General features: G+C 41.3%; 16 protein-coding genes. 8 read left to right on the top strand and 8 right to left on the bottom strand.

Going from position 1 to position 11,895, the window contains the following annotated elements; genetic code table 11:
• Nucleotides 1-200: 200 nt before the first annotated feature.
• The 7 genes from MmiAt1_RS02075 (at nucleotide 201) to MmiAt1_RS02045 (ending at nucleotide 5,318) form a co-directional block, all read left to right on the top strand.
• Nucleotides 201-413 carry a hypothetical protein gene (locus tag MmiAt1_RS02075; protein WP_318785248.1) on the top strand — a complete coding sequence of 71 codons (213 nt, stop codon included), beginning with the start codon at nucleotides 201-203 and terminating at the stop codon, nucleotides 411-413.
• A gap of 213 nt (nucleotides 414-626) precedes the next feature.
• Nucleotides 627-1,637, top strand: a complete 1,011-nt coding sequence (locus MmiAt1_RS02070; protein WP_318785247.1) for a PDDEXK nuclease domain-containing protein — start codon at nucleotides 627-629, stop codon at nucleotides 1,635-1,637.
• A gap of 94 nt (nucleotides 1,638-1,731) precedes the next feature.
• The gene (locus tag MmiAt1_RS02065; protein WP_318785246.1) at nucleotides 1,732-2,967 is read left to right on the top strand and encodes a Xaa-Pro peptidase family protein; all 1,236 of its coding nucleotides are present in this window, start codon (nucleotides 1,732-1,734) and stop codon (nucleotides 2,965-2,967) included.
• Nucleotides 2,968-3,105: 138 nt separating this feature from the next.
• Nucleotides 3,106-4,014 (top strand): type II methionyl aminopeptidase, encoded by a 909-nt coding sequence (gene map, locus MmiAt1_RS02060; RefSeq protein WP_318785245.1) that lies wholly within the window; start codon nucleotides 3,106-3,108, stop codon nucleotides 4,012-4,014.
• Between the two features lie 98 nt (nucleotides 4,015-4,112).
• Nucleotides 4,113-4,400, top strand: coding sequence for a YunC family protein (locus MmiAt1_RS02055; protein ID WP_318785244.1), 288 nt, complete (start codon nucleotides 4,113-4,115; stop codon nucleotides 4,398-4,400).
• 41 nt (nucleotides 4,401-4,441) lie between these two features.
• Nucleotides 4,442-4,756, top strand: coding sequence for a DUF167 domain-containing protein (locus tag MmiAt1_RS02050; protein WP_318785243.1), 315 nt, complete (start codon nucleotides 4,442-4,444; stop codon nucleotides 4,754-4,756).
• Between the two features lie 40 nt (nucleotides 4,757-4,796).
• A complete protein-coding gene (locus tag MmiAt1_RS02045; protein WP_318785242.1) occupies nucleotides 4,797-5,318 on the top strand; it encodes a toprim domain-containing protein in 522 nt (173 codons plus the stop codon).
• 121 nt (nucleotides 5,319-5,439) lie between these two features.
• Here the strand turns inward: MmiAt1_RS02045 and MmiAt1_RS02040 are convergent, their stop codons facing one another.
• Nucleotides 5,440-5,730: a hypothetical protein gene (locus MmiAt1_RS02040; RefSeq protein ID WP_318785241.1), complete on the bottom strand. Its 291-nt coding sequence runs from the start codon at nucleotides 5,728-5,730 to the stop codon at nucleotides 5,440-5,442.
• Between the two features lie 382 nt (nucleotides 5,731-6,112).
• On the opposite strand from MmiAt1_RS02040, the gene MmiAt1_RS02035 reads away from it, so the two are divergent.
• On the top strand, nucleotides 6,113-6,250 hold the full coding sequence (locus MmiAt1_RS02035; RefSeq protein ID WP_318785240.1) for a hypothetical protein: 138 nt from the start codon (nucleotides 6,113-6,115) through the stop codon (nucleotides 6,248-6,250).
• Nucleotides 6,251-6,288: 38 nt separating this feature from the next.
• Here the strand turns inward: MmiAt1_RS02035 and MmiAt1_RS02030 are convergent, their stop codons facing one another.
• The 7 genes from MmiAt1_RS02030 to MmiAt1_RS02000 form a co-directional block, all read right to left on the bottom strand.
• Complete coding sequence (locus tag MmiAt1_RS02030; protein WP_318785239.1) at nucleotides 6,289-6,927, bottom strand: hypothetical protein; 639 nt, start codon at nucleotides 6,925-6,927, stop codon at nucleotides 6,289-6,291.
• Nucleotides 6,928-7,189: 262 nt separating this feature from the next.
• Nucleotides 7,190-7,834: a hypothetical protein gene (locus MmiAt1_RS02025; RefSeq protein WP_318785238.1), complete on the bottom strand. Its 645-nt coding sequence runs from the start codon at nucleotides 7,832-7,834 to the stop codon at nucleotides 7,190-7,192.
• 382 nt (nucleotides 7,835-8,216) lie between these two features.
• Entirely contained in the window at nucleotides 8,217-8,423 is a 207-nt protein-coding gene (locus MmiAt1_RS02020) for a hypothetical protein (RefSeq protein WP_318785237.1), read from the bottom strand.
• Between the two features lie 48 nt (nucleotides 8,424-8,471).
• A complete protein-coding gene (locus MmiAt1_RS02015; protein ID WP_318785236.1) occupies nucleotides 8,472-8,906 on the bottom strand; it encodes a hypothetical protein in 435 nt (144 codons plus the stop codon).
• Nucleotides 8,907-8,915: 9 nt separating this feature from the next.
• Nucleotides 8,916-10,073 carry a hypothetical protein gene (locus MmiAt1_RS02010; RefSeq protein WP_318785235.1) on the bottom strand — a complete coding sequence of 386 codons (1,158 nt, stop codon included), beginning with the start codon at nucleotides 10,071-10,073 and terminating at the stop codon, nucleotides 8,916-8,918.
• A 242-nt stretch (nucleotides 10,074-10,315) separates the two neighbouring features.
• Nucleotides 10,316-10,711: a Zn-ribbon domain-containing OB-fold protein gene (locus tag MmiAt1_RS02005; protein WP_318785234.1), complete on the bottom strand. Its 396-nt coding sequence runs from the start codon at nucleotides 10,709-10,711 to the stop codon at nucleotides 10,316-10,318.
• Nucleotides 10,712-10,716: 5 nt separating this feature from the next.
• A complete protein-coding gene (locus MmiAt1_RS02000; RefSeq protein ID WP_318785233.1) occupies nucleotides 10,717-11,889 on the bottom strand; it encodes an acetyl-CoA acetyltransferase in 1,173 nt (390 codons plus the stop codon).
• Between the last annotated feature and the right edge of the window lie 6 nt (nucleotides 11,890-11,895).

Raw genomic sequence — 11,895 nt, 5'->3', positions numbered from 1 at the left:
TTGAAATTTTAAACGAAAAAGAACGGCGCATGAAATTTGTGTCATCAGTGATGACACAATCTACTTTTGAGCGGTTCGTCATTGAAATTGAAATTTTAAAAGAAGAATGGTGCATGGAATTTGTGTCAGCAGTGATGACATGATCTACTTTTGAGCCTCTCGTCATTGGAATTGATATTTTAAATGAAGAAGAACAGCGCATGGAATTTGTGTCAGCAGTGATGACACAATCTATTTTTGAGCCTCTCGTCATTGAAATTGAAATTTTAAACGAAAAAGAACGGCGCATGAAATTTGTGTCATCAGTGATGACACAATCTACTTTTGAGCGGTTCGTCATTGAAATTGAAATTTTAAAAGAAGAATGGTGCATGGAATTTGTGTCGGCAGCGATGACACAATCTGATTCTTAGGCGATTATTTTGGAATTGTAGTTCGCAGAAAATTGCGGTATGGAATGTTTGTGCCGCTGCTGCCGATACAAATTGGATTTTTTGTTTCCTGCCTTTGGATTAAAGATTTGGAGTTTGAAAACAAATTGATATAATTTATTTTAATAAATATGATTTTGATTTGTTTTCATTTTTTTAAAAAAACTTAAATCAGATACTGTTTTTTCGGTTTTTATGATAGATATTGATAAGCACATTTATGCAATTATGGAAATGGTTGAAAAATCGCGATATAATGTTCTTAAAAGCGTCAATGCGGAACTGATTCAACTGTATTGGAATGTCGGAAAATATCTCAGTGAGAAAACTTTGGAAGCCGGCGGAGAAAAATCGTTCATTGATGAAACCTCTAAAAGAATTAAAAATCAGTATCCTGAATTAAAAGGATTTGATCGACGAAATTTATACAGAATGCGCCAGTTTTATGAGGCGTATAAAGAAAATGAATTTGTGTCGGCAGTGATGACACAAATCAGCTGGACAAATCACATGATTATACTGTCAAGCACAAAAAGCAAAGAAGAGAAGGAATTTTATATCGGCTTATGTCTCAGAGAGAAATACTCGGCCAGAGAACTGAAACGCCAAATTGAAAGTTCTTATTATGAACGGGTGACGCTTTCTAAATCCGCATCGCTGAAAACGGCTGAAAACGCGCCGATTCTTGATAATTATGTTTTAGAATTTTTGAATCTGCCGGAGATATACTCTGAAAAAGATTTGAAAAACGCTATTGTTCAAAATTTGAAAAGTTTTATTTTAGAAATCGGAAAAGATTTTTCGTTCATCGGTGAGGAGTTTCGGATTCAGGTCGGGAACTCGGATTTTTATATTGATTTGCTTTTTTACCACCGCATATTGAATTGTTTAGTTGCTTTTGAATTAAAGCTTGGAAAATTTCAGCCGGAATATCTCGGAAAAATGAATTTTTATTTGGAAGTTTTAGACAAAGAATATAAAAAACAAAATGAAAACCCTGCCATCGGTGTGATTCTCTGCACAACAAAAGAAGAGGAAGTTGTCGAATACGCAATGAATCGAAATTTATCGCCGACAATGATTTCGGAATATACAATTCAACTCATTGACAAAAATCTGCTCAAAAAGAAATTAAGAGATTTTCAAAAACTGCTGGAAACGAACGAAAAAAGACCGGAAATTCAAAATCATGACTTATGTCTTTGAAAAGATTGTGCCTTTGAAAAAGTGATGTTTTTGAAAAGGTTGGGTCTTTGCCCGGTTGAATAAATATTTATTGGCAGGCGCCTATTTTAAAAGCATGACACTTTTAGAAGACATTTCAGAACTTGACATAACAGAACAGCCGAGGAAAAAAACAGAGCCGGCAAACATTTCGGAAGCACTGAAAAATGCCGGTGCCGATGCTTATTTGATGCACGGCGCAATTCATGACAGCGATATTTATTACGCGACGCGTTTTTTGGCGTCCGACCCGTTTTCTTATTTACGCACTGCAGACGGCGACGAAATATTGCTCGTCTCGGACATGGAAAAAGGACGCGCAGATATCGAATCGCGTGTTCCGAATGAAAAAATAAAAACGACATCCGATTACAATTATCGTGATCTTGTCAAAGCGCAAAAAGATGCAGATCTCGCGTATACGCTTGTGTTAAAACAAATATCGGGGGAAAAGAATGTAAAAACGGTTGCCGTCTCTTATGAATTTCCGGCTTATTATTACAACAGGCTTCAAAAAGAAGGGATTGATGTTGTTTTAATGAAGTCGCCGTTTGAAAAACCGCGTTCTGTCAAAACAGCAGAAGAAATCGGAAAGATTGCCGAATCTCAGAAAGCCGCCGAAAAAGCGATGAGCGCAGCAATTGAAATGATTCAGAAATCCTCTCCTGACGATTTGGGAAGCGGAAAACTCGTTTATGGCGGACAGGTGCTGACCGGAAAAATGGTTCTTTCGGAAATTGCGCGTGTTTTGATGGAAAATAATTGCGCCGATGATGAAACGATTGTTGCCTGCGGACCCGACAGCGCGGACCCGCACGCCAAAACATACGGTTCGCTTTATGCAAATCATCCGATTGTGATTGATATTTTCCCGCAGCACAAATATAGCCGTTATTTCGGAGACATGACAAGAACCGTTATCCGCGGAGAAGTTTCCGAAGAGCTGATTCGTATGTACGATGTTGTCAAAGGGGCACAGGAAATCGGTGTTCAAACGGCAAAGCCTGGCATTACCTGCGCGGCGGTTCACAATGCTGTTTGCGATTATTTGGAAGAAGCGGGATACGACACATACAGAAGCGGCTCAAAAGTCGGATTTATTCATACCACGGGTCACGGCGTCGGTTTGGATATTCACGAATCGCCGTCGGTTTCCGACAACCCGCACATTTTGGAACCTGGAAACGTGATTACGATTGAGCCGGGACTTTATTATCCGGAAATCGGAGGCATTCGGATTGAAGACACAATTGTGATTACGGAAGACGGATGCAGGAATCTGAATACCTTGCCGAAAATTTTTGAGATATAATTTATAAGAGAAAATGACTTTTAGAATTATCTTAAAAATTTTAATTAATTCAATTTAATTCGTTTTTATAATTTATACTCAAATTTATTTCAATCTATATTCAAATTTATTTACATTTCAATATCAGGAATTACAATTATGACAAAACCGGAAATTAATCAAATCAACACGGAAGAAGTTCTGGACAAATACAGAGCGGCAGGCAAAATTCATCAACAGGTTATGGAAGAAGCGCGTGATAAAATCAAAATCGGAATGAATATTTACGAATACGCCCGCTTCATTGACGAGCGCATCCTTGAGCTGGCCGACGGATCGGCATTTCCGGTAAATATCTCATTCAATGATGCCGCAGCCCATGATTCCCCGCTTTTGAATGACACGCGTGTTTTCGGCGAAGATGTCGTGAAAGTGGATGTTGGCGTCCATGTTGACGGCTACATTGCCGACGGCGCGATGACGATTGATTTGTCGGGAAAGCACGGCGATTTGGTGAAAGCCAGTGAAGAAGGACTTAAAGCGGCGCTTGACACCGTCAAAGCCGGCGTGACAACGCAGCAAATCGGCGCGGCCGTTGAGGATACGATTACCGGCCTCGGATTCAATCCGATCAGAAATCTGATGGGTCACGGGCTGGCGCAGTACACGGCGCATGCCGAGCCGTCTGTTCCGAATGTCAGACATTCGGGATTCGGGGCGGAACTGCGCGCAGGCGATACAATCGCAATCGAACCGTTTGCAACAGACGGCGAAGGATTTATCGACAACGGTCACATCAAAGAAATTTATTCTCAGGTCAAACTGAAGCAAACCAGAATGCCGTTTGTCCGAAAGGTTTTGGAACAAATCAATACATACAACGGCCTTCCTTTTGCAAAGCGCTGGCTCAGCGGTGACAAATTGGATTTGGCGCTGATTCAGCTGGAAAGAGAAGGCATCATCACCGGCTATCCGATATTGATGGAAGTCTCAGGCGGTTTGGTTTCGCAGGCGGAACACACCGTCATTGTCACGGAAGACGGCTGTGAAGTAACGACACGCGGCTGAAAAATCCGAGACGGAACAAAACAGGGATGGAACGAAACAGAGACAGAACAAAATAGAGACGGAACAAAACAGAGACAAAACGAAACAGAGGCAGCAGAATGAAAACAGAGAAATTAAGCATCGACGGAAAAGAATTTGACGCTTATTCGATTTCATTGGACGCTGCGCCGTTTCTTTTGATTCGTTCGGCCGACAAATCTTTTTTAGCGTGCGGTTTTTTGGACATTGCCGCTGCCGACGGCCTGTCTGCCTGCGCCGCCAAAGTCCGGGGCGTTCAAACGTTTGAAGATATGATGGCGGCGGAAGTTGCCGCCGTCACAAAGAAAGCGGAAGAAAAAGGCGTCAAGATCGGTATGACCGGAAAGGAAGCGCTGCTGAAATTCTGAAACTTTGTTTGAATTTGAAAAATTTATCCGAGTTTGAAAATATGTCTTTTGAAGAAGCGCTGCGGGAAAAAGACGGCGCGGTTTTGATTGATTTGGAAGTGACGCCGGGATCAAAAGTGATTCAGGTGCCGAGCGGCTACAATGAATGGCGTAAGCGCATTGAAGTTAAAATTACGCAGGCGCCGCAAAAAGGAAAGGCGAACGAGCAGATTATTGAAGAAATCGCGGCGCTGTTTAATGTTTCAACTTCTTCGGTTTCGATTGAAAACGGGATGACAAGTTCGAAAAAAACGGTGAGGATTGAAAGGGTGGATTTTTCGGAAATTAAAAAAATATTGGAAGAAAAATTAAAATAATTTTAAAAACAATTGTTTTGGCTTGAGAGACGGGCAAATTATGAAACAAGACACAATCCGAGATCGAAACAAAATCGCATTGGAAGTAATTGAATCTGTTTTGGATGAATTGAACGGGAAAAACGAAAATTTGACCGATATTCCGGAAAACAGAAATCTGTCTATCGATTCTTTTTTAATCATCGTCGAAGGCAGAAGAGACATCATTTCGCTTCGGAATCTTGGAATCACAGCCGAAATCATTCCCTGCGCCAATCAGCCGGCCGCCGAATTTTGCGAAAAAATTGCGGAAAAGAAAAAAACCGCGATTATTTTGACCGATTGGGACCGAAAAGGCGGCATTTTGGCTTCCCGATTAGAAATTCAGCTGAAAAATCTGGATGTTCCTGTTGATACGTCTCAGCGTGAAAAATTGCTTTTTTATTCAAAACGGGAAATCAAAGATGTTGAAAGCTTGTACAATCATGTTTTGAAATTGAGAGAAATTGTTCACGGGAAAGAGACAATTGAAAAAGAAAACGGATTTGATTCGGTTTTTGAGCCGGAATCAGATTTAGAATGAACATTGAAAAATGTTGAGTGACCGTTTTTGAATTTGGAAGAAACTTTTTTGAATCTGGAAGAAACTTTTTTGAAAAGAGAAAGTTTTCATTGTGAATTGATTTTAGAAGAAGAGTTTTTCATCAGCTTGAAGGCTGTGTTGAGATGTCGACCACCGGACCTTCGGAGGCATCCATTTTAGAAACAGTGAGTAAATTGCCGTTGCGTTCGATTAATGTCGCTTCCGTGACTTTTAATTGATTAACGCCGTCTTTGCTTTTATGGACAACAAGAAGTTTTTGTCCTCTCTCGGGACTATTGCCGAATTTTTGAACCATGTTTGTGACAACTTGTTCAAACTCGGAATAGATGAGGATTTCTGTTTTATTCGCCGATTTTCGGATACTTCCAATCGGTTCAACTGTCATGAGCATAGTTTTTTGCCAACCCAATGTAAATTGATTTTTGAATCATTTTTGATAATTCAGATAAACACAACAAACTTAAACGGCGAAAACGTCAACCACAACGATTCGCTGTTCGTTATTAGTCGATAAACCTCTCTCCCGTATATATGGGTTTCGTTTACTGACGAAATCCGAAAAAGAAGTAAACAATCACTTAAAACAAATGATAAATTCAAAAAAAGAGGAAGATATTTTCAATGACAAGCGACGCTAAAAATTTATGAGAATGACAATATCAAATAAAATCCGCTTTGAAATTCCAAAAAAGATAATGATAAATCATGTCAATTTGGACCGTTCGAAAGAATAAAAATTGTCGATAAAATTAGAAATTGTCGAATATTTAAAAATGAAAGAAAAAACGAAACAAAACAAAACAAAACAAAAACAAAAACAAAACAAAACAAAAACAAAAACAAAACAAAACAAAAACAAAAACAAAACAAAGAAAAAACAAAAACAAAAAAAACGAGAAGAAAGTAAATAAAAACAAAAATAAAACAAAAAGAAATCATTCCGTTTGATTTATCGTTCTGCCGTATACGGCCAAACTTCATATGCCCAGCCTTGGCCGGGGTAACTTGTAAGCATAACGGGATCGGCATAAATTATAACTTGCATTCCTTCTTCAATGTCGTCAGAAAAATATGTTGAAGGCGCATATGAGAAATAAGAAAGCGCATCATGTGGCTCGGAAGTATCGTTCAGAAGAATTCTTCCTTTTCCGAGAACATCAGGGTCTGATTCGATTTTATCAATAAGCCCTTCATGCGGAATTAAACCGCCGCCGCGTTCTGAAAAAACATGGGCGTGCGTCACAATGAACGGAACCGACAAATCATATTTTTCAGGAACGGAATATTTTACATAGATGAATCGGCCGATGTCTAATTTGTAAGTATCGGTGGTGTTGATATTGCTGCTTGTCTCATTGTTAAGAACAAGATCCATTGTCAAAAAATCATAATGAGAGTCAGATCTGTTTTGAACAGTAATGATTGTTTCATCGCCGGCAGCAGACATACCGACAATTTCACCGCTGAACGAGCCGATTTTTTGACCGGAAGCGTCAATTTGCTGATTTTCGGAATCATTGATTCCTAAACATCCTGAAAATAAAACCGCACAAAAAAACAAAATTAAACCCGCTTTAAACCATTTCATTTTCAACACCTTTTAGAAATAAATTAAAAATTAAAAAAGATTATAAAACTCACTGCAATGAATCGTTATAAAATTATTTATTCGAAACGGAATAAAATCACAGAAAAACAAAGAAAATAAACAAAAAAGACAAAAACGAGAAAAAATAAACAAAAATAAAAAACGAGAAGAAATAAACAAAAACAAAAAAACGAGACGGATGTAAACAAAAATAAATATAAAAGAAAGAAAATCAAAAGATTTCCTTTCCGCTTTCAATAATTCATTCAGAATAAGTTCTGACTTCATAAGCCGTTGTCTGCGGCGGCATACTGGTTTGAATCACCCAATTGCCGTAAATGCTGACTTTTGTGCCTGCCGCAACATCAGACATATTCATGTAAAACTGCGTGCTGTTGCCGCAATTGAAAATCATTGTCGTGTTGTTTTCAAGTTTGACTTCGAGTTTTCCGACATACGTTGAATTGCTGACATTAACTGCCGGCGTCACATTCACGATTTCGCCGCTGTAAACAACCAGATCCGCATTCGGAAGAACATTGGCAACAACAACAGTTGCCGGATCGGGCCTGACATCTCCGGCGGGAATGCCGTAATAAACTTCAATGTATTGGCCGACTTTCAAGTCCGTCAGATTGAAATTTGCTTTGGAGTTGTCGCCGAAAACGAAATTCATATTGGCAGCGCCGTAATTTGTTCCGTTTACCTGCGCTAAAGTCATGATTGTTTCATTGTTTGCCGTTGAAATGTTTGTCACATTGCCGCGGTACATTGCCGTGTCTGCCGGCGGTGCAATCGGTGCAGGCGGCGCGGTTGTATTATCACCCGCATCATCGCCGCCGAGACAGCCGGCTGCTAAAACCGCACAAAGCACCAGGCATAAGCCGAGCACTAAAACTTTTTTCATAAAGGAAGCTCCTGTATTAATGGATTCATTTTTCATAAATAAATTAAAACATACAGCATTCTGCTGCATATATATTATTAATACGATTTTTATATATTTATTCATTTCTTAAAGTGCAAAAAGAATTGAAGTCATTTTGAATCTGTTTGAAACAACATAAGAGAAAATGATTCAAAAGAAACAATTTAAAAATCAATTTCATTTGTATCTTGCTGATAAAAAGAAAAAAAGCAAGAAAAAAAGCAAGAAAAAAAGCAAGAAAAAAAAGCAAAAGAAAAAAAGCAAAAGGAAAAAAACAAAAGAAAAAAGAAGAAAAAGAAAAGAGCTGTCAAAAAAGAAACAGCTCATATTTATTCACAATCTAGTTTACCATTTGAAATCATTAATCGCCTGTCACATAATATTGACCGTTAAACATAACAAAATAAGCGTCTTGATCTTGGGTTGTCACGGGATCGCATTGAGAAGACGTTTTGGACAAATACAGCAGGTAAACCGTGACTCTTTGGAAATCCCACGGCCCCGGACCGGATTCACGATAAAAAACAATTGAATCTTCGGCTTCCCCGCCGAAAAGACAGACTGTCACCTCGTCTCCCAAATCGCCTTTAACAAGCTCGTCAATTTCAAAAACGACCTAAGTGTACAGGATATGACCGCGATTGTCGGTATCGTATCGAACATGAGCGCGGCCGTCTTCGTCAGTCCATAATGTCGGCGCCATGTACCCTTCCGGTGCTTTGCCGTCTTCCGTATCCCAAACAGCTTCTTTGACTTCTTTAATATGGCCGTAAATGACAGCATCGGCAGACTCAACTTGCTGCATCGGCAAAAGCCAAGGCCGTGAACAATTGGTTGTCGGGAAACCGGAATTATAAATGCTGTGCTGAAGCAAAACTTTTCCCGTCGGGAAATTATACAAATTCAAAATCGGAAGCGAATTAACAATCTTGCCGCCGGGGGCATCTAAATTTTCAAACCTGAATGTTTCGGCAGGCGCTTCGAAACATCCGGCAGAAACAACGCTGCACAAAACAAGCAAAAATAAAACAAAATAAACTTTCAGCTTCATGATTTCACCTTATTCATTAACAACAAAAATACCGCAATGCGCAATGCCGTAATACGAAACTTTCTCACCGGATTTCAATGTATATGTTTCCGACTGATCCGAATAAATCAGATACTTATCGCCGACTTTAAAATCCCAGGGATTCGGATTGTACGGACCGAGATCAATGAGGAAACCCGAATTTTCGGCATATCCGCCGAGGATTTTAACATAAACATCTCCCGAAACATTTCCTTTGACAGAATCATCAACCGTAAATACAACCGGCGTGGAAATGGAATCCTTTTCAATTGCCGGCAAAATTTCTTTAACGGTCCCGTAAAAAACAACGGTCGAATCATTTTTAATCCGAGCTGCCGCTGCTTTGGGGCTTTCGTAAGCAAAACAGACCGTTGTTTGTGTCATATAAACAGGAGCCGAGCCGTTTTCATCTTCTTCTCCGATTAAATGACCCGGAAGCGGCGGGATATTATAATCATCGGTATAGAAAACGGAAACATTTTTGCGAAGCGGATTCAACCCGTATTTGTCAGGATTGACGGCATATCTGTCAGGTTTAGGCGTTACATTCCAAATTCCGTACTGCAAAACTGTGTAAACCCCTTCCGAATCCGTTTCTTTAAAAGCAAACAAATACATTTTGCCAGGTTCTAAATCCCAAGCATTCGGGGAACCTTCACTCTGCGCCATAACGACATCGTCAACTTGCCCGCCGTAAATTTTAATTTGACGCGGAATAGAAGTTCCGTACTGGCCGCGAACCATATCGTAAATGGAAAAATTAACGAGTGTATAGATATATTCGTCGCCGGATGCAGAAAAGATTCCGTTTTCATCCGCTGCTGCACGGTCATAAAACCCGTCCGGTATTTTCCCGTCTTCGGTAGACCACTTGGAAGGCAAAATCTCTTTGACGGTAACGTAAGTAATTTGATCGGAAATATTGTAAAGTTCGTCTTCTGTATAGATTTGCGGCGAAGACGACCCGTTCCATTGATATTGAATTAAATTGCCGCCGGAAGGGACATTGTTTGGCGCGCCGGTTTTAAATTCAGTGACAGTGGCCGGGAGGCCGCCGCCAAAAGGCGCCTCTTCTCCGATACAGCCTGAAAAAACAGACAAAACAAACAATATGATAAAACCAAAAAAGAACCAAGTTTTTTCCATTAAATAAACCTCTTTATGAAAAAATACAAAGAGATATATTTATATTATTCGGAAAATGTTTGAAATTTTAAGAAAATAAAATTGATAAGACAAACCAAAAAAAAGCCCCGATAAATCGGGGCTTCGTTTTTATTTAATCAAAAGTTTTTGAAAATGAATTTTCATTCAACACCTGAATTTCCATTCGATAAAGGAAGTTTTATCCAATCTGAATTTCCATCCGGTCTTGAATTTTCATTCAATTATTCTTTGTCGAGTTCGAATTTGGTACCGTAGTAAATGATACCGGCATCGCCGTCGCTTCCGAGTTTTCTGAAAACGCTGTGAACGCGTTTTCCGGTTGCGACTTTGTCGGGCTCGTCAACGATTTGTGTTGTGAGCTTGGCGCCTTCGTCGAGTTCGACAATCGCAAGCGCATACGGAACCAAGTCGGAAAATTCGTCGGAGGAGGTGTGCGTGACGGTGTAAGTCACGATTTTACCGGTTCCTTTGAATTTGTACTGTTCCATATCGCCGTCACGGCGGCATTCCGGACAGAGGTTTCTGATCGGATAATAGTAGTTGCCGCACGTCTTGCAGTGAGAGCCGATAAGGTTGTATCTGCTCGGCTGTTCTCTCCAGAATCTTGGTACTGTCATCTTAATCACCTCTCATTTGAGAAAATATGAACCACAGACGTTGCGCCGGAGCCGCCGACATTGTGTGTCATACCGTACTTTGCACCGTCAACCTGGCGTTTGCCGGCTTCGCCGCGGAGCTGGTGGACAGCTTCAACAGCCTGCTTGACACCGGTGGCACCGACAGGGTGACCGGTTGATTTCAAACCGCCGGAGGGGTTCACGGAGATCTTTGCGTTAAGCGCGGTTTCACCGGCAAGGGAAGCCGGACCGCCTTGTCCTTTCTCAAAGAAGCCGAGGTCTTCAATCGCGCAGATTTCGGCGATTGTGAAACAGTCGTGGACTTCAACAAAGTTGATGTCTTTCGGAGCGAGACCGGCCATTTCATAAGCACGCTTCCCGGCGGCAACGGTGGCATCCAATGTTGTGATGTCGCGTCTGTCGTGGAGTGCGATGGTGTCGCTTGCCTGAGCACTGGCTTTGATGTAAATCGGAGTGTCCGTGTATTTGTGCGCTTCATCAGCGGGCACAACAATCACTGCGGCAGCGCCGTCAGAGACCGGTGAGCAGTCTAAGATGTGAAGAGGGTCGGAAACCATAATCGATTTCAAAACCTGTTCGATTGTGAGTTTGCTCTTGAACTGGGCAATCGGATTGTTCATACCGTTGTCGTGGTTCTTCACGGCAACAGCTGCCAGCTGCTCGCTGGTTGTGCCGTATTTTTCCATGTGCATTCTCGCAATCATTGCGTAAATGCCCGGGAACGTGGCACCCTGAATGCCTTCCCATTCACGGTCTGCTGCGGCCGCGAGTGCGTCCGTCACGCCTGATCCGTCAATGTCCGTCATCTTCTCGGCACCGGCCGCGATTGCCACATTGCTGTAGCCGGATGAAACGGCCATGATCGCCTGGCGAAGGGCGAGACCGCCGGAAGCACAGGCTGCTTCAACACGCGTGGAAGCGACGTTCAAGCCTTTTGCGAGACCGGAATAGTCCGCAATCAATGCGCCCAAGTGTTCCTGCTCGATGAATTTTCCGCCGCTCATGTTGCCGACGTACATCATATCAATTTGTTCGCCTGAAATGCCTGCGTCTTCAATGGCGCCGACACCGGCTTCAACGACAATGTCTCTTAAGGATTGCTCCCAGAGTTCTCCGAATTCGGTTGTCTTTGCACCGACAATTGCTACTTCTCTCATTTTTTC

Source organism: Methanimicrococcus hacksteinii (genome assembly GCF_032714515.1).
Lineage (GTDB): Archaea > Halobacteriota > Methanosarcinia > Methanosarcinales > Methanosarcinaceae > Methanimicrococcus > Methanimicrococcus hacksteinii.
The sequence above is the reverse complement of the archived record's forward strand: the minus strand, read 5'-3'. Positions and strand labels throughout refer to the sequence as shown.

Coding starts and splice junctions, on each gene's coding strand:
- MmiAt1_RS02075 (WP_318785248.1), top strand. CDS start 201: ATGGAATTTGTGTCAGCAGTGATGACACAATCTATTTTTGAGCCTCTC.
- MmiAt1_RS02070 (WP_318785247.1), top strand. CDS start 627: ATGATAGATATTGATAAGCACATTTATGCAATTATGGAAATGGTTGAA.
- MmiAt1_RS02065 (WP_318785246.1), top strand. CDS start 1,732: ATGACACTTTTAGAAGACATTTCAGAACTTGACATAACAGAACAGCCG.
- map (WP_318785245.1), top strand. CDS start 3,106: ATGACAAAACCGGAAATTAATCAAATCAACACGGAAGAAGTTCTGGAC.
- MmiAt1_RS02055 (WP_318785244.1), top strand. CDS start 4,113: ATGAAAACAGAGAAATTAAGCATCGACGGAAAAGAATTTGACGCTTAT.
- MmiAt1_RS02050 (WP_318785243.1), top strand. CDS start 4,442: ATGTCTTTTGAAGAAGCGCTGCGGGAAAAAGACGGCGCGGTTTTGATT.
- MmiAt1_RS02045 (WP_318785242.1), top strand. CDS start 4,797: ATGAAACAAGACACAATCCGAGATCGAAACAAAATCGCATTGGAAGTA.
- MmiAt1_RS02040 (WP_318785241.1), bottom strand. CDS start 5,730: ATGCTCATGACAGTTGAACCGATTGGAAGTATCCGAAAATCGGCGAAT.
- MmiAt1_RS02035 (WP_318785240.1), top strand. CDS start 6,113: ATGAAAGAAAAAACGAAACAAAACAAAACAAAACAAAAACAAAAACAA.
- MmiAt1_RS02030 (WP_318785239.1), bottom strand. CDS start 6,927: ATGAAATGGTTTAAAGCGGGTTTAATTTTGTTTTTTTGTGCGGTTTTA.
- MmiAt1_RS02025 (WP_318785238.1), bottom strand. CDS start 7,834: ATGAAAAAAGTTTTAGTGCTCGGCTTATGCCTGGTGCTTTGTGCGGTT.
- MmiAt1_RS02015 (WP_318785236.1), bottom strand. CDS start 8,906: ATGAAGCTGAAAGTTTATTTTGTTTTATTTTTGCTTGTTTTGTGCAGC.
- MmiAt1_RS02010 (WP_318785235.1), bottom strand. CDS start 10,073: ATGGAAAAAACTTGGTTCTTTTTTGGTTTTATCATATTGTTTGTTTTG.
- MmiAt1_RS02005 (WP_318785234.1), bottom strand. CDS start 10,711: ATGACAGTACCAAGATTCTGGAGAGAACAGCCGAGCAGATACAACCTT.
- MmiAt1_RS02000 (WP_318785233.1), bottom strand. CDS start 11,889: ATGAGAGAAGTAGCAATTGTCGGTGCAAAGACAACCGAATTCGGAGAA.